This is a genomic window from Psychromonas arctica DSM 14288 (assembly GCF_000482725.1).
GTDB lineage: Bacteria > Pseudomonadota > Gammaproteobacteria > Enterobacterales > Psychromonadaceae > Psychromonas > Psychromonas arctica.
In genome coordinates, this window is sequence record NZ_AXWP01000070.1 from 1 (window position 1) to 21,593 (window position 21,593).

The following is a 21,593-nucleotide window of genomic DNA, read 5'->3' on the forward strand; positions in this document are numbered from 1 at the left end:
TATAATTTGATCCGACTTGAAATGGTTAATATTGCGCTAGAAGCGAAGGTTGAACCTACACGGATCAGTTTCACGGCAGCCATTTGTATTATAGATACGCAAATAAGAGCCTATGCACTATCAGGTAATGGCACTATTCCGAAAAAGCTTCAGCTTATGCGAGAAGATGTTAAACATTTTATTTTGCCCAAAAAAAGAAAACACCGAACGTTTTCACGTTCAGTGCTCTATATTCCATCTAGATATCCGTTAAGATATAAGCCTAAAATCTCTTAACCGAACGGCATTGATCCATACTAATCCATGTTTGTACCATACTGGGTAATACAATTGCTGCAATGCTAATACTAACAAGCTAATTGTGAAAAAGATCATGCCGGCACGATAGCTAATGATACTGATTTTATCGATCAAGGTGAGTTTTTCTTTAACTTTAATATCAGCCATTTACACGCTTTCTTTATAAATAGTAATACAATTTCTACCGTTCTCTTTACTCTGATATAAAGCATCATCCGCCTGCTTAATAAGCTGTTCTACTGAGTTGTTTTGATCAGGTATTACAGCGCTAATGCCAAAACTCATTGTGAGAATCCCTCCTGGATTATGAGAATGGATAATGTGGCTTTCTTTTAACGCTTGTTTGATTTTATTGGCAATTTGTCGGCCATCCTCTGCATTGCTGTTGGGTAGCAAAATCACAAACTCTTCTCCTCCGTAACGCGCACTAAAATCGGCACTACGTGTTGTTGATTGCTTGATCAAGGCGCTGGTTATACGCAGGCAATGATCGCCATGTTGGTGTCCATAAATATCGTTAAACTGCTTAAAAAAGTCGATATCGGAAATAATTAAACAAAGTGAACCTTTTTCTCGCTTTAGACGCATCCATTCTTTGGCAATAGTTTGATCAAAGAAGCGACGATTAAATAATCCAGTGAGACCATCCTCCTGCGACAATTGCTGCAATGATTTATTAACAGAAATCAGCTCAGCAGTACGTGATTTAACCGTTTTTTCTAATTGATATTTTGCTTTGTACAAATTCAAATACAGTGTGCTTTTATTGACTTGTAAATCATGTACTCGATAAGCTAACGCTAATGAGAAGACAACTAATTCAATCAGCGATCCAAGCATAAAACCATAACGAGTAAAGAAATTAAAGGGCAAAATACCAGCATTAACGCCTGCAACAGCAAACACACCTAATGCATACCAACTCAATCCAAACAGAGCATAGTTAGCAAGTGGCACTTTCTTAAAGTAAGCAATGACATTCACTAATAATAGAAATAAAGTACTTGGCATGGCGATATAGATAATTAAATAATAATAATGAGTGTTGATACCACTAACCACACTTTGCAGGATAAACAATGCCATCAAAAACCTTAAACAAAAGTCTATTTTTGGTAAGTTACTGCTGGTTTCTAATAATGTTCGAACAAACTGTAATAGAAAAACAAACGAGATGGAAATTGAAATTATATACAAATAATGGACTGAAGCTGATTTAATCACATACAGATCAAAACCACTGTACATAAAGACAAAAATAATAAAAGTAACGCAGTACAGTACGTAATGAAAATATAATTTGTCCCTTAATGAGATCAATAAGAACAAATTATAAATAAACATAGCCAAGGACATACCAAAAAATAACCAGTATCCGGCAATCTCAATTTGCTCATCCTGTGCATATTGATAGGGAGACTTTACCTCAAGCCCGACAGTCACCAAGTTAATCTCGGTATTGATCTTGGCATATATCGTTTTTGTTTCGCCAGCCTGTAATGGCACACTAAAACTCGGTAGACGATTATGAATACTGCGCTCCGCAACAGGAACTGCTAAACCACTTTGATCATGAAACCATCGCGTATTCTTATGTTTCTTTTTAGTAGAGCTCGAATCTTTAACCCGATAGTAAATATCTGCTTGATAGAGAAAGGTTTCATCAAATTTAACGATTCGCTGTATCGCTTGCTCGCTTTGGTTGTGCATCTGAAATACAAACCAATAATTTGCACGTTCAACGGATATATTAATACGTGAGGTGCTGTTACTTTGATCTAGATTAAGCTCACTAATATCATCAATGGTCATTGATTTAGAGTGATCAATATAAATATGTAATGGGAAATTCTCAGCTAGATAATTAGCTTCTGCAACTTGCAGTGGTTGGTAGTTATGGGCTAAAGAAACAGAACTCAAAAAAAGTGAGTATATCATCAAAAAAATACGTAACATAAAAACCATCCGGTTTATTTTAAACTTTAAAATACAAAACAAAAATGTGATTTTAAAGTAAAAATTTAGTAACAAGTAATATATTTTCCAAAATATGCGTTTGCTCCAACTCAATCTTGACTACCACTGTAATAATTCACAGTGTATTATGATTTAAATAAGCAAATCGATTAATAAATAACACCCTCAGCCCACTAGAATATATCTATTATTCAACATAATTAGCGAGTGAGAAGTAATGAATAACATTGAAATCCGCGGTGCAAAAACGCATAACTTAAAAAATATCAGCCTTTCCATTCCTCGCGATAAGTTAGTTGTGATCACCGGCCTTTCAGGCTCAGGAAAATCCTCATTAGCTTTTGATACCTTATATGCAGAAGGCCAACGTCGCTATGTTGAATCATTATCCGCTTATGCTCGCCAATTTTTATCATTAATGGAAAAACCCGATGTAGAACATATAGAAGGTTTGTCACCAGCGATTTCAATTGAGCAAAAATCAACTTCTCATAATCCTCGCTCCACGGTAGGCACCATTACTGAGATATCAGATTATTTACGTTTATTATTTGCCCGTATTGGCGATCCACGTTGTCCGACTCACGGTGTCACGTTACATGCGCAAACCGTTAGCCAAATGGTAGATGCTATTTTGGAGCACCCTGAAGGAAGTAAAATGATGCTTCTTGCTCCAATTGTTAAAGATCGTAAGGGCGAGCATGCAAAAATATTTGAAAGCTTAGCGGCTCAAGGCTTTTTACGTGCTCGCATTGATGGAGATATTTGTGATTTAAGTGATCCACCAAAATTAGCATTACATAAAAAACATAATATAGAAGTCGTTGTGGATCGCTTTAAAGTACGAGGCGACCTTAAACAGCGTTTAGCTGAATCGGTTGAGACCACATTAGACTTAAGTCATGGGTCTGCAATATTAGCTGACATGGATAACAACCATCCAGAACAACTCTTTTCTGCTAATTTTTCGTGCCCACATTGTGGTTATAGCATTGCAGAATTAGAACCTCGTATCTTTTCATTCAATAGTCCTGCTGGTGCTTGTGAAACCTGTGATGGTTTGGGAGTCGAGCAGTATTTTGATGAGGCACGAGTGGTGACCGACAGCTCACTCAGCTTAGCAAACGGCGCCATTGAAGGATGGAGCAGTAAATCTAATTACTATTATCAAATAATACAAGCAGTCGCTGCACATTATGATTTTTCAGTAAAAAGCCCTTTTAAATCGCTTACCAAAAAGCAACAACAAATCGTTTTAAATGGTTCTGGTGCAGATAAAATTTCCTTCACTTATAGCAATGATAGAGGTGATCAAGTATCTCGTCTGCATTCCTTTGAAGGTGTTATTCCTAATCGCTCGCGTCGCTATAAAGAAACAGAGTCTTCTGCCATGCGCGAGTATTTAAGTAAATACATGAACCGTCAACCTTGTTCAAGTTGCCATGGTTCTCGCTTAAAAGAATCGTCGAGGAATGTATTTATCAATGACGTCAATCTTGCTTATATTTCAGAGCTCTCTATTTCAGATGCAGAACAATTTTTCAGAAATATTCAACTACAGGGTCAGAAAGCGCAAATAGCAGAAAAAATATTAAAAGAGATTTTAGAACGTCTCAGCTTTTTGGTAAATGTCGGCCTTAATTACCTCAGCCTAGAGCGAAGTGCAGAAACTTTATCAGGAGGGGAAGCACAGCGTATCCGTTTGGCGAGTCAAATAGGTGCAGGTTTAATGGGAGTGATGTACGTATTAGATGAACCTTCCATTGGGTTACATCAACGTGATAACGAGCGTTTACTAAAAACGCTCACTCATTTGCGTGATTTAGGTAATACCGTGATTGTTGTAGAACACGATGAGGATGCAATACGTCAAGCTGATCATATTATTGATATTGGCCCTGGTGCAGGTATCCACGGGGGAGAGATAATTGCGCAGGGTAATTATCAAAAAATATTAAAAGCTAAAAACTCACTAACTGCCGATTACTTGAGTGGCCGTAAAGCCATTGAGATCCCAGCGCAACGAACACCACTCACTGGTAAATGGGTAAAACTTAATGCTGCAAGTGCAAATAACTTAAAATCAGTGAATTTAGCTTTACCTGTTGGTGTTTTAACCTGCGTAACGGGCGTATCAGGATCTGGTAAGTCGACATTGATTAACGATACACTATTTCCATTAGCACAAACCAAGCTCAATAAAGCGACCACAATACAAGCCGCTAAGCATAAGAGTATTAGTGGCTTATCACAACTTGATAAAGTGGTTGATATCAATCAGAGTCCAATCGGTAGAACACCACGCTCAAACCCTGCGACCTACACTGGTATTTTCACACCAATTCGAGAGTTATTTGCAGCCACACCTGAATCTCGATCACGAGGTTATAAACCAGGCCGTTTCAGCTTTAATGTTAAAGGCGGACGCTGCGAAGCCTGTCAAGGTGATGGCATGATCAAAGTAGAAATGCACTTTTTACCTGATGTTTATGTGCCTTGTGACGCCTGTAAAGGACAACGCTATAACCGAGAAACCTTATCAGTGAAATACAAAGGTAAAAATATTCATGAAACCTTAGATATGACTGTCGAAGATGCATTTAAATTCTTTGAACCTGTGCCTGTTATTGCACGAAAATTACAAACATTAATGGATGTTGGTCTATCCTATATTCGATTAGGGCAAGCGGCGACAACTTTATCGGGTGGTGAGGCGCAACGTATTAAGTTAGCTAGGGAGCTGTCTAAGCGAGATACCGGCAAAACGCTGTATATTCTAGATGAGCCAACCACAGGATTACACTTCCATGACATTGCTCAACTGCTAAAAGTGATCCATACTCTGCGCGACAAAGGTAACACTTTAGTGATAATAGAGCACAATTTGGATGTTATTAAAACAGCAGACTGGATCATCGATTTAGGCCCTGAAGGCGGTAATGGCGGTGGTGAAATAATTGCAACCGGCACACCGGAAGAGGTAGTAAAAGTAAAAGGCAGTTATACAGGACAATTCTTAAAAGCGATTTTAGACAAGAAGAAGTAACTCAATAGCGATTATTTATTAATTGGATTCAAGAAATAAATAATCGCATCACAAGCAATCCTAGATAAGCATGAGAGATAAATGGATTTACAACAAAAATTAACACGTACATTTTTTATTAGTTTTACACTTTTAATGGGATTCGGAGCGCATTACTTCCAACATAATCAAGGGGGAAGTGGCTTAGAACTTGCGGTTAATAATGTGGTATGGATATTTTTCTCTCTATTGATCGGGTTAGGATTATGGAAAATAAGTGCACAACAAAAAGTAATTTACTCTAAATATACAGCCATTATTTTTATTGCTTTAGGATTATTATTTGTACCTGTTTTCTATCCTAACAATGTCTTAGCAGATCAAAGTTATACGCGTTTGTTAGGGTTATTTGCAGGTATTTTACTGTTTCTCAGCCTGCAACAATTTAACTTTACTCGACCACAAGTCGAAAAGCTCTTATTGCTGATTGTGTTAGCAGGTTTAATACAAGCTTGTTATAGCCTGATGCAAGATTATTTATTACCCGCCGACAACTACTTTGGTTACAACGTAGGTTATGGCCGCCCCTATGGAATTTTCCAACAACCGAATGTGTTAGCTAGTTTCATGGCGACAACACTTATCCTGAGTGGCTATTTACTACAGAAAGTAAACAATAAAAAGCTTCATATCTTCTTATTACTCACTGCAATGCTAAATATTTGGGTGATCACCGTTGCTATGTCTCGCACTGGTTATTTAGGCACAGTGATTGCTCTTTTGTTACTTGCACCTTGGGCGTGGCAAACAAACAAAAAACGTTTAGGCTTATTTTTACTGGCTATTGTATTAGGTACAGGCTTTGCTTCCATGAAGGGCGATGCATTAGGTGCTCGTAATGTAAGTAGCCTTGCAGAAGGAGGTCAACGACTGGTCCACTACAGTAATAGCTGGGATATGATCAAAGAAAAACCTTTGCTCGGTTACGGATACGGTAGTTTCGAAAAAGAATATTTAATTCATACCGCAGAAAAAGTAAAGAATGGCCAATCGAAGCCTGAAGTCTCAGTACTGACACATCCACACAATGACCTACTTTTTTGGGCAATTGAAGGTGGTGTTGCTCCTATACTGGGCATATTACTGCTCGTGTTCACTTTTATACTTTTATTATGCTCATTTAAGTTAAACAAAGCGTTAGCATTATTGGCTTTAGTGGTGCCGATTGCTGTACATACTCAAACAGAATATCCCCTCTATCATTCCGCCTTACATTGGTTAGTATTGATAGTATTGGTTTTTTATGTTGATTACGAATCCGAGACAACGCATCAAAAACGCTTTACCCCGACTTTTTTCCTGCGTGTTACGGGCACCTTAATTCCGCTTTTCACTGCCATCTTTATGGTGACCAACCTATTCACTATTTCAAAAATAACTGAATTTGAGCGCAGTACAAATCCAGATATTCGTATATTAATGCATATTGTTAATCCACTTGTTTTTGATACTAATTTCACCTTTCATCTTTACAACTTCCGCTTGAACGGTGCGATACAAAATGATAATAAAACAGAAATAAAACAAATTATTAACGAATTAGAGACAACGGTTTATCGCTCTCCAAAACCTTTTTACTTTCATATTTTATATCTCGCTTATAAACACAGCGATCAACCAGAAAAAGCATTGCAAACATTACAATATGCTCGATTTTTATATCCTAAAGATAAAGGTCTTAAAAATGCAGATGCAGTGGAAAAAGAAACGTCTGATGCGGTTTCAACCGCTTTAACAACTGCTCCAGCAAAAACCACCAGCTCGTCACTAGCAAACTCAGAAGCCAATACACTGAATATTGAAAAGGGTAATCAATAAATATGTTGAAGGTATTAAGAACAATCTTCAGGGTTAGATTAAAGCATCAGTCAGGCGTTGATTTAGGCACCACATTGACCGCAATGTTACATTCATTAGCGCCATGTTTATTGGAGCGAAGTTCATTGACGTTACGTTCATTGCTCTGTTTTTTGACCTTAATCATGAGCGGTCTAGTGTTTACTGCCAATGCCGACATTTATATGTACACAGACAAAAACGGAAATAAATTTTTCTCTGAACGTAAGGAAAACAAAAACTATAAGCTATTACTACGCAGTGATAGCAATAGAGCGCCACCTAGTTTTAAAAATTGGAAAGCGAAGAGTTATACCAATATTGCCATTCCTCGTAATACAACGCTACAGAGAAAATATCACCCTATTATAGTCAATGCAGCCAACAAGCATCAACTGGATCCAGCATTTTTACACGCGGTGATCACCGCAGAATCTGCTTATCAACGCAAGGCAATATCATCAGCAGGTGCTCAAGGATTAATGCAGCTAATGCCTGAAACAGCAAAGCGATTTGGCGTTAACGACCCATTCGATCCCACACAAAGCATTTTTGCAGGTGCGCTCTATTTAAAAACATTATTAAAAGAGTTTCGTAGCAAGGATTTAGCGTTAGCGGCTTATAACGCAGGAGAAGGCGCAGTAAGACGATATAAACGTCAGATTCCACCTTATCCGGAAACACAACAGTATGTCTCCAAGGTACTGACGTTTTATCAATATTATAAACACAATTTGTAGCGGCATTGAGCAGATAAAAGAGGCTCTTGAACGCTTAAAAGATAAGGTAATAAAGCGCGACTTAACTATCTTATCTTTTCAGCAACACTAATCTACTCTGCCCGTCTGTATTCAAACTGAATGCACAAAAAGTATATTATTGACTAATACGTAATTTGAATTGTTCACGCGTTTTTTGATCGGCTTTCTGGTACCAGTAATCTAACATTTTACCGGCAACATCGACTTCAGACTGAGTACCTGGAGTGGTAATGATTGTCACACGCTGTTGTAATGAAGCTGGTTGAGAGGTCAAATTATAATCTTTCATTTCTGCCACTAAATCGCGGTCAAACTGCATACCATTTTTCAATAGCTTACCCTGCTCAAATACCACTTTCTGTGACTGGCTGTCTTTTAAGCTAATACTCGGCTTTTCATTAAACGCATCACGTTCAGCTTGCGATGTTAATTTAGGAACGCTCATCACATAATTATCATCCTTTCCCGCAAAGGTCATAATGATAATATCAGAGGAATAAAATACATCATCTCCCCCTACGCGATAACGATCTTGATAACGAAATGCGATTTGGTTTTGACCATTTTTTAATAACAACGGTGAAACACTAGATGACTTTTCACCGTTAACAAGCTGTAATTTAACCTGTGATGGTATGGTTAACTGGATATCCGCTAACACCTGTGTACTTATGCAACAGGCCATTGCAATGCTCAAAATATTCCATAATTTCATCTTTAATTATCTCCAACTAAAACTAAAAAAGCACTCAAAAAGAGTGCTTTTCAGAATAAACTATCTCGTGAACCATAACCTAGAAGCCGTAACGAGCACCTAGTTGTAATTCATTTTCACGATCGCCAGCAGACATATCGTTATTTAATGCTAATTTGTAACTACCGTATACAGCAAAGTTGCCGACGTAACGTGCATATTCAACGGCAACAAAGTTAGTCTCTAATGATGCAATATCATCAGCTGAATAGTAGCTATATCCAATATTGACTAAGTTACCGTTATCTTCACCAAAGTAGTAACCCGCATAAGCATCTGCAGCAACAAAATCAGAATCTGCAATACCAGCAGCTGAAATATTACCAGTCATACCTGTCGCTGCGAGGTAAACATTATTTTTTGAGTAGCGTGCAGCAACCATATAAGAATCTGATTGTCTTGTTTCCGCACCATTACCGTATTCTTGGTCACTGCTTGCGATACCTGCAGCTAATTCCACTTCAGGCGAGATTTTATAAGCAGCCATTACACCAAAACCATCGGCATTATCATTTGCATTTTGAGTACCAGATACTTGGAAAGTTAATGCATCTGCTTCATAGATATAACGTAATGTGTTTTTTGAACGGTCGCCTGATGTAGCTGTATTTTCATTAATATAACCAACAAATGTTTCAGCTACATCGGTGAAGTCAGTTAGGTAGGTAACTGCATTGTTTTGATGACCGTAAATAACAGTACCAAATTGAGTATCGCCACCCACGTAGAGATGACGTGTTGTTAGATTTGCTTCATTGTCATCTTTGTTTTCTTTAATTTCAAATTCATAACGACCAAAAACAGTCAAATCTTCATTTAACTTATTTTTACCATTTACATTCAAACGTACACGAGATTTATCAGTGTATTCGCCATCAGTTAGGTTACCACGTACTTCTACACGTCCACCTACATTGAATTCTTGGGCATCGTTTTTGTAAATAGTAGCAGCAGAAAGCGGAGCAGAAAGAATAGCACCAGAGGCAACGGCAATTAAATATTTATTGAATGTCATATTCATTTTCCTATAGTTTAGAATCATTTTTATTGATGATTTTGAGAGATAAGTGCTCGAATAAGCACCATTACTTTAGTCAAAAATGTAGACGATCCGTGTCCCTGTTAAGTAACGCCTCTAACTTATATAAGTTTTAAAAGGAATTCATGAATAAATGACACAAAAACTACAAATAGCGATCTGAATCACAAAAAACAAGGAGTTGAAATTTAAACAATTGAAATATAAATAAAAAAGTGTAATTTTTATCAATGAAAGTAATTGATCTGCTCGTTAAAAACTAATTGGCTTTCGCGTTTTTTTCGCCGCTATTGGCAATTCTGATTGCTTATCTTGTTTGCTATTATGATTCTTAACCGGCGCTTCTTGTTCCTGCTCTATAAACTCATAATCTGCCGTCGCACCTTGTACTGCAATCTGAAAATATTGCTCATTAAAGTAAATCAGATCGCCTGCATAAACTTTTTTACGCTTTTGAGTTTCAACTTCTCCATTAAGCGACACATAACCTTCTGCGATCACTTGCTTCGCTTCACCACCACCGGAAACAAGATTTTCAATTTTTAATATTTTATATAATTCGATCGGTTCGCGCTTAATCTCTACTAAAGTCGCATAAATCTCTTCTTCTTGTTCGAACTCGTGCTCTGTCATCTTTATTTTCCTTATATCCGTTATCCATCAAGATACATTACTTTTACATTTTGAGTGGTAACGGGAATAGCCATTATTTTGCAGTTAGACTGTGATCCCAGTCTTTCCAGACCACTTCATAACCTTGTTTTTTAACAATCTCCGCCATCATAGCAGGTGAACGCTCATCACTGATCTCAAATTGCTCTAATGCCACCTCTGATTGCTCTGCATAACCACCTGGTTGAGTACTTGAACCGGCGCTTAGAGAAGTAATACCTAAGGGTAGAACATGATTGCGAAAGTGTTCAGATTCACGTGTCGATAATGACAATTCCACTTCAGGATTAAATAGACGATAGGCACAAATCAATTGCACTAGTTCTTTATCATTCATCACTGATTTTATTTCCATCCCCCCTTCACAGGGGCGCAAACGAGGAAATGAAATAGTATAACGGCTTTGCCAATATTTTTTCTCTAAATAGCTTAAATGCGCAGCTACAAAAAAACAGTCCGTGCGCCATTCTTCTAAACCGATTAAACTACCTAAGCCCATTTTATGAATACCGGCTTCACCTAGTCGGTCATGCGTATCTAATCTGTAGATAAAATCAGACTTTTTACCTTTTAAATGATGTTCTGCGTAGGTCACTGGATTATATGTTTCTTGATAGACTAATACTGCATTAACACCATATTCAATCAATTCACTGTATTCGTCTTTATCAAGTGGTTGTACTTCGATGGTAATGTTTGCAAAGTACTTTTTGATAACAGGTAAAGCTTGCTTGAAATAATCCATGCCGACTTTACGTTCAGACTCCCCCGTTACAATTAGAATATGGTCAAAGCCCATTTTTTTAATGGCTAGGCATTCATTCTCAATTTCTTGCATATCTAAGGTTTTACGACGTAATGCGTTGTGCATTGAAAAACCACAATAAGTGCAAATATTACTGCACATATTCGAAAGATAGAGTGGAATATAAAACTGTTGCGTTTTACCAAAACGTTGCACAGTTAACTGCTGTGATTTTTGCGCCATTTGCTCTAAATAAGGTTCAGCAGCTGGACTTATTAACGCTTTAAAATCCTCTAAATCTAAACGTGATTTTGATAAGGCACGTTGCACATCAGTATCTGTTTTAGCATAGATAGATAGGCGAATATCGTCCCATTGATACTCTTTTATTTTGTCACTGAAATTCATAGACTTGCCTCAAGAAATGCCGTTAATGGACTTGAGGCAATCGCTTGTGTGCTTTGTCCACCTAAACCCGCTAAATAAGCTTGGCGACCTGCTTGCACCGCTTTTGCAAAGGCTTCACTCATGGCAACAGGGTTGCCCGCAACAGCAATCGCAGTATTAACTAACACCGCATCTGCTCCCATCTCCATTGCCAGAGCAGCATGAGAAGGGCTACCTAATCCTGCATCCACAATCACTGGAATATTCGCTTGTTCAATAATTATTTCTAAAAAATCAGCGGTTTTAATGCCTTTATTTGAGCCAATTGGTGCGCCTAACGGCATCACAGCAGCACAACCAGCCGCCTCTAAATGCTTACACAATACAGGGTCGGCATGGACATAAGGTAAAACAATAAAGCCTTTATTGGCTAGCATTTCAGCCGCCTTTAAAGTTTCAATGGGGTCAGGTAATAAGTATTTAGGATCAGGATGAATTTCTAATTTGACCCAATTAGTTTGCAATGCTTCACGCGCTAATTCCGCTGCAAAAACAGCCTCTTTTGCATTACGGGCCCCTGATGTATTGGGTAATAACTTCATGCCATTTTTAATTAATGGCGCAAGGATATCATCGTCACGATGTTGCATATCGACACGCTTTAAGGCCATTGTAACTAATTCTGATTGTGATGCTTTTAATGCAGCGACCATGGTCTGTTGATCATTAAACTTTCCAGTCCCAGTAAACAAACGAGAAGAGAATGATTTATCACCAATAATCAACTGATCGTTTTTTTTCATTTCATCAAATAACATGATTTATCCACCCGCAATCGCTTGAAATAGAGAGATATTATCTCCCTCATTAAGAATAGTGTCCGCCCAGTGAGAGCGACTGATAATGTCTTGATTAACCGCAACAGCACTGCCGATCAGCGGTTTATCTAAATGTACTAATAATTGTTCAATATTTATATTTTCAGCAAGTTCTAACACTTGCTCATTAACGTGTATTTTCATCAGGCTTTGCCCCTATCAATGCAGTGTAATTGACACCACTTAATTAATGCTGTCCACATACTGTGCACTTAGGATCTTTATTAATTGTAAAAGTTTGCCAATCTAACGATTTGCCATCGAACAATTTCAATTTATTTTTAATGCCTGACGGTAAACCAACAAAATATTTAATCGCTTCCAACGCTTGTAATGTACCTATAGTGCCAACCACCGGACCAATAATGCCTGAATTACTGCAATTGAGAGTTTGCTCTTCTGAACCTGGAAATAGGCAGTGGTAACAAGGGGAATCTGTTTCACTATGGTCAAAGAACATCAATTGTCCTTCAAAGCGTATTGCAGCCCCTACAATTAACGGTACTTTTGCATCAACACAGGATTTATTGATCAACTGTCGACTCGCCATATTGTCAGTGCAATCCAACACTAAATCAGCCATGGTCAATTCCATGGTCAATTGTATTTCTGGCATGGCTTTATTGATACTGCGGACTTTAATTTCTGGATTAATTTGCTGCAATTTACGTTTAGCGACTTCTACTTTTGCTTCACCAATATCATCACTTTGATAAGAAATTTGGCGTTGTAAGTTACTTACTTCAATATGGTCAAAATCATTCAATACGATATGCCCGACGCCAGCAGCAGCAAGATACAATGAAGCCGGTGAACCCAACCCTCCCATCCCAATAATAAGCACCTTGGCATTTTTGAGGGCCTGTTGACCCGTTTCTCCAACATCTTCTAACAATAGATGGCGGCTATAACGTAATAACTCATCGTCATTCAACATGCTTTTATCCTCTGTTCACTACTAACACATGATTTCATTAAACTGATTAACCACCTGTTTAGGGTCATCCGCTAATGTAATTGCAGTCACTACCGCAATACTACCAATCCCCGTCTGCCATACTGCTGGAGCGCGCTCTAAATTAATGCCTCCAATAGCAACGGTTGCCATATCTGACATTAAGTTCGCATACTTAGATAAACGCGTTAATCCTTGTGGATCGGAAGGCATATCTTTCGTTTTTGTTGGGAAAATATGCCCTAACGCGATATAACTTGGTTTAAGCTGTCTTGCACGTAACATTTCATAATAACCGTGGGTGCTTAATCCTAAACGTAAACCTGCATCGGCAATTAACGGTAAATCAGCTACATCCATATCTTCTTGCCCCAGATGTACTCCGTAAGCATTATGTTTGATGGCTAACTGCCAATAATCATTAATAAATAAACGTGCGTCATACTGTTTTCCTAACGCTATCGCATCAATAATTTGTTGCTCGACTTGTTCTGGTTGTTTGTCTTTAATACGTAACTGAAGAGTTTTTACGCCCATTTTCAATACGCGCTCTACCCATTCAACAGAATCAACAACGGGATATAAACCTAATTTAATGGTGTCACAAGGTTTAAAGCCAGGGCCCGCTTCTAAACTACCTGGTAGGTCTAACTCATAACCAATACTTGATTCAGGTAAAACGACTTCAGGAAAATCAGCACGCAGCGTTGGCCAACCACAATGCGCGACAGAACCTTCACCAGCACCGAGTGCTTTAGAGGCTTTTAAGCCTTGGTTTAAATAAGCTTTTGCAATCACTAACGCATCTTCTATAAAATAATCTAAGGCCATCGTTGCAGCAATGGCACTGGCTAAGGTACAACCTGTTCCGTGCGTATGAACATTGTCTAAACGAGGGCTTGTTAGTGCGATTTCTCTTTCTCCATCACTCCAATAATCAAGCGCAATGTCATCCACCAGCTCAAAGTGACCGCCTTTAATTAAAACACTACCGCAGCCCATGCTGATTAATTTATCCACGGCAGGTTTAAACGATTCACCAGAAATTAATGCATGTCCAGATAAGGTTAATACTTCATTCGCATTAGGTGTTAATAGATCGATTTGAGGGAGTAATTGCGTTTTAATAACCTCATTAATGCCCTCTTCTGCCATTTCATCACCTGTCGATGCTACCGCCACAGGGTCATAAATAACAAATGGCTTACGTGCCCAAGTTTGTTTGTAGAGTGCTAGTTGCTGTGCAAGAATTTTGACATGCTCAACACTCGCTATCAGACCGATTTTAATCACTTTAGCAGGCATATCTTCCGCTAAACTGGCTAATTGTTGTGCGAACATTTTTTCAGAAACACTTTCAACAAGCTGCACAGCTTGTGAATTTTGCGCAGTGACCGCCGTGATCACAGAGCAACCATCTGCCCCTAAATCATGGAATGTACAAAGATCTGCTTGGATCCCTGCGCCTGCGCTAGAGTCAGATCCTGCAATTGTCCACACTATATTATTCATATTTAACCTTAAACTTGTTTGTAAACCGGTTATTAGTAAAAGACTAATAGCCGGTAATTTTTGCCATTATACTTTATCTAAGCTTTATACTTTATCCACAAAAGCCGGCTGATATATTTCAGCACCACTTTCAGTAAACTCTTTCGCTTTAATGGCCATGCCTTCTTCTGCAGTCATACCTGTCGTCATAACAATGGTCTCATCAAGAATTTTAATCGATATTTCACCTGAATCTAACTTCGCAGTAAAGTCACGCACATCTTGGGTGATTTTCATTGAGCAAAATTTAGGGCCACACATCGAGCAGAAATGCGCTACTTTCCCCGATTCTTGTGGCAAAGTTTCATCGTGATATTCTCGCGATGTTACTGGGTCTAAACCGAGATTGAATTGATCTTCCCAACGGAATTCAAAACGAGATTTAGATAAAGCATTGTCTCGAATTTGTGCACCAGGATGGCCTTTTGCTAAATCTGCTGCATGTGCTGCAATTTTATAAGTGATCAAACCTACTTTTACATCATCTTTATTAGGTAACCCTAAATGTTCTTTAGGTGTCACATAACACAGCATTGCACAACCGTACCAACCAATTTGCGCAGCACCGATACCAGAGGTGATATGGTCGTAACCCGGTGCAATATCAGTTGTTAGTGGACCTAATGTGTAGAAAGGCGCTTCAAAACATTCTGTTAACTGCTTATCCATGTTTTCTTTAATCATCTGCATCGGAATATGGCCAGGGCCTTCAATGATCACTTGCACATCATATTCCCAAGCTACTTTGGTTAACTCACCTAATACTTCTAGTTCAGAGAATTGTGCTTCATCATTGGCATCTGCAACCGAGCCTGGACGTAATCCATCGCCTAGTGATAACGACACATCGTACTGCTGGCAAATTTCACAAATTTCACGGAAGTATTCATAAGCAAAGTTTTCTTTATGATAAGTCAGACACCACTTCGCCATGATTGAACCACCACGTGACACAATACCTGTAACGCGTTTAGCCGTCATCGGAACAAAGCGTAACAATACGCCCGCATGAATTGTAAAATAATCCACACCTTGCTCTGCTTGCTCAATTAACGTATCGCGAAAGACCTCCCAGGTTAAATCTTCAACCACACCATTTACTTTTTCTAAGGCTTGGTAAATTGGTACGGTACCGATTGGTACAGGTGAGTTACGTAGGATCCATTCGCGAGTCTCATGAATATTACGACCCGTTGATAAATCCATCACCGTGTCACCGCCCCAAAGCGTCGACCATACTAATTTTTCAACTTCTTCTTCAATGGAAGATGAGACAGAAGAGTTACCGATATTAGAGTTAACTTTAACTAAAAAGTTACGACCAATGATCATCGGTTCTAATTCTGGATGGTTAATATTAGATGGAATGATCGCACGCCCTCTAGCTACTTCTGAGCGCACAAATTCAGGCGTAATTGATTCCTGTAAATTCGCTCCGTAACTCTGCCCTGCATGTTGTGCAAGTAAAGCTTCACATTTAATTCGCTCACGGCCTTGGTTTTCACGAATCGCAATATATTCCATTTCAGGTGTAATAATGCCCTGACGTGCGTAATGCAATTGCGTTACACATTGGCCTTTTTTAGCGCGTAAAGGCTTAGGTAAATTGGCGAAACGTAATTCATCTGATGACTCGTCAGCTAAACGTGTCTGTGCAAACTCTGACGTCACACCTTCAAGGACTTCGACGTCATCACGCGCTTCTATCCAGCTTTTACGTAGTTTTGGCAATCCCACATGGACATCTATTTTAGTATTAGGATCTGTATAAGGGCCTGATGTATCGTAAACTGGAATAGGTTCGTTTTTTTCATAAATTGGGTTTTCTTCACTGCCACCAACAAATGTATCAGTTTGATGAATTTGACGCATCGCTACTTTGATCGGATGAATATCACCATCAATAAATATTTTTTCAGAGTTAGGATAAGACTCATTATTCAAATTTTGAATATAGTCCTGTGCGGCTTGACGTGATTCACGACGAGATAGACCTTTACGATCAGTGGTTTTTAACGTTGAATTAATTTCTTTAGACATAGCATTCTTTACCTAGTTTAATATAAACGGTTTATAAAAGATTGCTTGTCGAATAGGTGTGGAAGTTAAAAAATATCCAAGAATGGAAAATAGACAGATATTTTCTACTTGTTCCCTTCGTAGGTATTAGCCCAATCAGGTTCCACGGATCCCACGTTAACTATTCAAAATGATAGCTAACTAATGTGGTCTCAGCCTTTGGGAAATTCCCATTAGCACTCCGACAAGATGCGGGCAGTATAGAAGAAAAAGCAACCAAGTTAAACAAGAGAAGAAAATTAAGCAAAAAAGACCTTAACTCTTAATAATGATTAATCACTTAAGGGTTAAGGAAATAGTAAAATGATTTAAACCAATAACCTAAACCATTTATTATTTGAGGCTAAGTAAAAATTACTCGCATTCAAGATGCAAAAAGCAGCAAGGTTAGAAGTAAGCAGATCTCAGCCATAAAGTTGATAAATAACGGCTATATGGTCTAATGATGGTGGCAGCATCGACCATCAGCATTTTTATGCGATACCTTTTTCAACACTCCTTGCTCAGGTGTATTTAATGATCGACGATGTAATTTAGCACTTAGCAATAATGTTTCAATCTCATCCCTTGTATTACCTTGCTCTACTTTTAAACCTGCATTTAGCAGTTTTGCTAAGGTTTTTTCACCTACTTTTCTAACAATCACAACATCGCAGTGCATTTCTTGTAAGAGTTGAATAATTAATAACTTTGCAGAGCAACCGGTAAGACCTAAAGCTGGATTATCATGCACAGCTATTATCTGATTGTTTTCATCATAAAAGGTGAAGTTCTCAGATTTTGAAAACTGGTGAGACAGCTTATTATTGCTCATTGCGATAGCATAAATCATGGTATTTTCCTTAATTAATGAGGTTGACTAATTCATCGGGTAAGACTAATGCATGACCATTAATCAATGCATTACTTATCTTAAAACGTGATTTTTTTAAAATATTGGCAAAGGTTTGTCGTGAAACTTGCATTCTTTTGGCTGCATCCTGTTGCGAAAGCCCTTCAATATCCACCAAGCGAATAGCTTCCAATTCATCACTTTCGATACTGATTTTGATTAGCTTAGTTACTGGAATACCATTGGGTTTAAATAGGCTACATTTAGCAAATTTTTCAGCACAGATATGCCGCTTTATTTTAGGTCTCATCTACAGCTCTCAGTTATTAGTTATTAGTTATTAGTTATTAGTTATTAGTTATTAGTTCTAAATTTCAGTTATCAGTTATCAATTACCTTTTGCTATGTTATCTTAACCAAGTAATTAGCATATGCCAATTACTTTTGTTATCAATAATGAATGATAGAGGTTAATATGTCTGCTGCACATGACTCAGAAAAAGCACAATTATTAAAAGAATTACAATTACTTAATAACAAGCATATACCTCAGCCGCTGACATTAGTGCGCAAGAAAAAAAGCCATCAAGGTTGCATGATGTGCGGGACCAATACCGTATTAGGTTTGAAATTAGATTTTTACAGTGATCCTAATCAGCAAGTCTGGGCTCATTTTAAAAGCTCAATTCATCAGCAGGGCTATGAAAGTATATTGCATGGTGGTTTTTTAGCGGCATTGTTAGATAGCAGCATGTGCCAAGCGGTTTTCAATCAAGATATTGAAGCAGTAACGGCGGATATGAATATTCGCTTTCTACATGAAATGAAAGTCAACAGTGATATTTTAATGACAGCTAAAGTCCTGCCTTCTCGTCCTCCTCTTTATAAAGTAGAAGGTGAGTTATATGTAGATGGTCTCTTGATGGCAAAAAGTAGTGCACGTTTCATGACAAAAGGATTTGCTAAAAGCAAAGCACATTAAGTATCTGTCAGCATAGGCTTTATACTTACCGTAGCTTTAGCTGCATTGAGGTTCAAAATATCTCCCCTAAGGCAGATATTCACGCTTCTAAAATATCTGCTGCTAGATATCTCGGGATAAACAAGTCTCCCCTTACAAGAGTAAGAGGAGCGAATAGTTCATTATTAATTACACATGAAAAACTGAAACTTTAGCACTTAACAAATTAGCTTGTGTATTCAATTCACTCGCTTGTAATTTAGATACCGTAGCGTCTTCCGTTAATTTATCAGTTACATCTTTAATGGATGTCGTATTTTTAGTGATCTCAGAGGTTACTTGATTTTGTTCCTCTGAAGCGGTGGCAATTTGTGTTGCCATATTACTAATAACTTCTACTGAATCCTTAATTTTAGCTAAAGATTGTGCAGCCTGCTGTGCATCATTCACTGTACCTTTCGCTAATAAAGAACTGTTATTCATCAATTTAACTGCATTATTAGTGCTCGTCTGCAAAGTGCCGATCATACTCTGAATTTCTTCAGTAGAGCTATGAGTCCTCTGCGCTAAACTACGTACTTCATCAGCGACCACAGCAAAACCACGTCCGTGGTCACCAGCTCTTGCCGCTTCAATAGCAGCGTTAAGTGCCAATAAATTAGTCTGATCCGCGATACCTTGGATGGTTGTTAAAATTCCATTTATATCTTGCGCATGCTGATGTAGCTCGCTAATAACATCAGTCGCCTGAACGATTTCAGTCGTTAAGTTGGTAATTGAATGTTGCGTTTTTTCTACTTCTGATTGCCCCTGTTGCGCATAATCAGCTAAAGAATAAGCAGCCTGTGCTGTTTGCTCTGCATTTTCGGCAATTTCATGCGTTGCTGATGACATCTCAGTCACAGCCGTTGCCACCATGGTTACCTCTTGCTGCTGCAATTGTAACCCTTTAACTGATTCATTGGATCGCCCTTCACTGTCACGCGCTTCTATTTTAAGCTGTTCAGCCAAAGCAAAAACATCTTGAATAAGCATTTGTAAGCTGCCCATAAACTGGTTGAAGTGCTTCGCTAATGTACCCACTTCGTCATTACTATCAATATCAATGCGTCTCGTTAAATCACCTCCCCCTTGTGCAATCGTTTCCAGAGCACGAGATACACCTTGTAATGGTTTAAAGAGATAATTACAAAACAGATTAAAAGCTAACAAACAAACGGCAACAATCACTAAAGCACCTAACAATTGCTGCCAGAGTGCTGTAATTAAAGGCGCAACAACAGATTCTTTATTAATTATCACAATCGTTTGTAGGCGCGTACCTTTAATTGGAGCGACATAAACATAACTCTCTTGATTGGCCACTATCATGATTTGTAATTTAGCATTCGCAGTGGATAAATTTGACAAGCCTTGGCTCAATCCAGGGTCCATCGCACTAAGTGGTTTATTTAATAACGAGCTATCAGCATGTGCAAAAACATTACCTTTATCGGTTGCGATAAACATATAACCTATACCTGGTAAGACAGCACTTTGTAATTGCTCAATGATATCGCTTATCTGTACATCTGCACCTAAAACGGCAGTTTCGCCTAGCACCTGAACGGCTTTACCAAGAGAAACAACATTTGCGCCTGTCGCTGCGGCTACCGTTGGGTTATCCATAAAGACTTCTTGCGGCTTGCTCATCGCATTTTTATACCAGCCCCACTTTCTAGGATCATCATTACCTGGAGGTAGAATTACGCCATTTGCATTTTTTTGACTACCATCTTGAAATGCTAAAAATACATTATCAAACCTAGCACCAACTCGAAGCTGCTGTAAATGTTTTTCTAATTGATCAAGTTCGATGGTAGCGGGTAGAGACTGTAGCGCTTCTCCTTTTGCACCAAGCCAGTCACTCACGTACCGATTGTAATAACTAGTACTACTTAAAAGCCGCTGATTTAATTCAATATCTAATCGTTTGAGTGAGCTTTGAAAAGAGATTGTCATCACTAATATAGCACCGACTAAAATGGCAAAACTAGCGGAAAAAGCCAACTTTTGCTTAAGTGTAACTCGACCAAAAATCATAATTTAAATACCTATTATTGGATATAAATTTATTGTTGGTGCGAGGATAGTTTAAAATATCCTATAAGTAAAAATAAAACATCATATCGATAAAAACAAACGAGCCCCGCATCTTACATTACGAGGGAAAAGCTAAAATTATTATTATTTGAAATTACTTTTAGCAGCTACTTTATCGGCTTACTCTAGATATTAGGGAAGCAGGATAAGCTATGGTGTTTTTTGAACTCTATAGAGAACTCACCACTAACAGTCGCGCAAAACTCTTCCGCTCATAACACTAGACTCGTATCTAATTCACCCTACAGCATTGTACGTAGCGAGCTGTTAATGCTCAAACATTGACGTTATTTAAAATTAGACATATCGAGTAGGGTGAGGCTTTTGCCTCATCCCTCTCACAGAACCGTACGTACGGGCCTCGTATACGGCTCCTGTATTCTTTTATTCCATCATCCGCTTTTCATAAACGCTGATGGAGCAAGCCAACCTGTATTTACATTCTCTATATTATACAAACCAAGCCCTTCAAACCAACTATTCGGCATCGCAAAACTTGATAAGGGGCTTCTCGAATTTCGCCACGAGTTCATTTTAATGAACTTAAAGGGTGGCTTATATTTCAGCTGCTTTAATCGTCGATGTAGCCGACTCGGCTTCTTCCACAAGTTAAGCTGTACTGCCCTTAATCTTCGTCTT

18 protein-coding genes, 2 pseudogenes and 1 riboswitch are annotated in these 21,593 nt (G+C 38.3%); of the genes and pseudogenes, 5 read left to right on the top strand and 15 right to left on the bottom strand.

Going from position 1 to position 21,593, the window contains the following annotated elements:
• Positions 1-276, top strand: a pseudogene (locus H592_RS24400) (IS4 family transposase); the annotation flags it as partial.
• On the opposite strand, the gene H592_RS0110140 reads toward H592_RS24400, so the two are convergent.
• The gene (locus H592_RS0110140) at positions 250-447 is read right to left on the bottom strand and encodes a hypothetical protein (protein ID WP_028868681.1); all 198 of its coding nucleotides are present in this window, start codon (positions 445-447) and stop codon (positions 250-252) included. The pseudogene H592_RS24400 and the gene H592_RS0110140 overlap by 27 nt on opposite strands.
• Positions 448-2,256, bottom strand: coding sequence for a sensor domain-containing diguanylate cyclase (locus H592_RS0110145; RefSeq protein ID WP_028868682.1), 1,809 nt, complete (start codon positions 2,254-2,256; stop codon positions 448-450).
• A 238-nt stretch (positions 2,257-2,494) separates the two neighbouring features.
• Here H592_RS0110145 and uvrA point away from each other — a divergent pair, with 238 nt between their 5' ends.
• The 3 genes from uvrA (at position 2,495) to H592_RS0110160 (ending at position 7,938) form a co-directional block, all read left to right on the top strand.
• On the top strand, positions 2,495-5,323 hold the full coding sequence (gene uvrA / locus H592_RS0110150; RefSeq protein WP_028868683.1) for an excinuclease ABC subunit UvrA: 2,829 nt from the start codon (positions 2,495-2,497) through the stop codon (positions 5,321-5,323).
• Between the two features lie 81 nt (positions 5,324-5,404).
• Entirely contained in the window at positions 5,405-7,180 is a 1,776-nt protein-coding gene (locus H592_RS0110155) for a PglL family O-oligosaccharyltransferase (protein WP_028868684.1), read from the top strand.
• Between the two features lie 2 nt (positions 7,181-7,182).
• The gene (locus H592_RS0110160; RefSeq protein WP_245600404.1) at positions 7,183-7,938 is read left to right on the top strand and encodes a lytic transglycosylase domain-containing protein; all 756 of its coding nucleotides are present in this window, start codon (positions 7,183-7,185) and stop codon (positions 7,936-7,938) included.
• 136 nt (positions 7,939-8,074) lie between these two features.
• On the opposite strand, the gene H592_RS0110165 is transcribed toward H592_RS0110160, so the two are convergent.
• The 11 genes from H592_RS0110165 to H592_RS0110215 all read right to left on the bottom strand — a co-directional run bounded on the left by H592_RS0110165 (position 8,075) and on the right by H592_RS0110215 (position 18,161).
• Positions 8,075-8,674, bottom strand: coding sequence for a YccT family protein (locus tag H592_RS0110165; protein WP_028868686.1), 600 nt, complete (start codon positions 8,672-8,674; stop codon positions 8,075-8,077).
• A gap of 79 nt (positions 8,675-8,753) precedes the next feature.
• Positions 8,754-9,728 carry a porin gene (locus tag H592_RS0110170; RefSeq protein WP_028868687.1) on the bottom strand — a complete coding sequence of 325 codons (975 nt, stop codon included), beginning with the start codon at positions 9,726-9,728 and terminating at the stop codon, positions 8,754-8,756.
• A 276-nt stretch (positions 9,729-10,004) separates the two neighbouring features.
• The gene (locus H592_RS0110175) at positions 10,005-10,385 is read right to left on the bottom strand and encodes an RNA-binding S4 domain-containing protein (RefSeq protein ID WP_028868688.1); all 381 of its coding nucleotides are present in this window, start codon (positions 10,383-10,385) and stop codon (positions 10,005-10,007) included.
• Between the two features lie 73 nt (positions 10,386-10,458).
• Positions 10,459-11,577, bottom strand: a complete 1,119-nt coding sequence (gene thiH / locus H592_RS0110180) for a 2-iminoacetate synthase ThiH (RefSeq protein WP_028868689.1) — start codon at positions 11,575-11,577, stop codon at positions 10,459-10,461.
• Entirely contained in the window at positions 11,574-12,374 is an 801-nt protein-coding gene (locus tag H592_RS0110185) for a thiazole synthase (RefSeq protein WP_028868690.1), read from the bottom strand. Before H592_RS0110185 ends, thiH begins: the two co-directional genes overlap by 4 nt.
• 3 nt (positions 12,375-12,377) lie before the next feature.
• A complete protein-coding gene (thiS, locus tag H592_RS0110190; protein ID WP_028868691.1) occupies positions 12,378-12,578 on the bottom strand; it encodes a sulfur carrier protein ThiS in 201 nt (66 codons plus the stop codon).
• A 43-nt stretch (positions 12,579-12,621) separates the two neighbouring features.
• Entirely contained in the window at positions 12,622-13,371 is a 750-nt protein-coding gene (locus H592_RS0110195) for a HesA/MoeB/ThiF family protein (protein ID WP_028868692.1), read from the bottom strand.
• 21 nt (positions 13,372-13,392) lie between these two features.
• Entirely contained in the window at positions 13,393-14,901 is a 1,509-nt protein-coding gene (thiE, locus tag H592_RS0110200) for a thiamine phosphate synthase (protein ID WP_028868693.1), read from the bottom strand.
• 84 nt (positions 14,902-14,985) lie between these two features.
• On the bottom strand, positions 14,986-16,980 hold the full coding sequence (gene thiC, locus H592_RS0110205) for a phosphomethylpyrimidine synthase ThiC (protein WP_037071540.1): 1,995 nt from the start codon (positions 16,978-16,980) through the stop codon (positions 14,986-14,988).
• A gap of 95 nt (positions 16,981-17,075) precedes the next feature.
• A riboswitch (TPP riboswitch) is annotated at positions 17,076-17,213 on the bottom strand.
• A gap of 245 nt (positions 17,214-17,458) precedes the next feature.
• Complete coding sequence (locus H592_RS0110210) at positions 17,459-17,851, bottom strand: NifB/NifX family molybdenum-iron cluster-binding protein (protein ID WP_028868695.1); 393 nt, start codon at positions 17,849-17,851, stop codon at positions 17,459-17,461.
• 10 nt (positions 17,852-17,861) lie between these two features.
• Positions 17,862-18,161 carry a DUF134 domain-containing protein gene (locus tag H592_RS0110215; protein ID WP_028868696.1) on the bottom strand — a complete coding sequence of 100 codons (300 nt, stop codon included), beginning with the start codon at positions 18,159-18,161 and terminating at the stop codon, positions 17,862-17,864.
• Between the two features lie 165 nt (positions 18,162-18,326).
• On the opposite strand from H592_RS0110215, the gene H592_RS22010 reads away from it, so the two are divergent.
• Positions 18,327-18,833: a PaaI family thioesterase gene (locus tag H592_RS22010; protein WP_051369126.1), complete on the top strand. Its 507-nt coding sequence runs from the start codon at positions 18,327-18,329 to the stop codon at positions 18,831-18,833.
• Between the two features lie 168 nt (positions 18,834-19,001).
• Here H592_RS22010 and H592_RS0110225 read toward each other — a convergent pair whose 3' ends face one another.
• Positions 19,002-20,894, bottom strand: a complete 1,893-nt coding sequence (locus tag H592_RS0110225; protein WP_037071543.1) for a methyl-accepting chemotaxis protein — start codon at positions 20,892-20,894, stop codon at positions 19,002-19,004.
• Positions 20,895-21,346: 452 nt separating this feature from the next.
• Positions 21,347-21,593: pseudogene (locus tag H592_RS24215) on the bottom strand (group II intron reverse transcriptase/maturase); the annotation flags it as partial.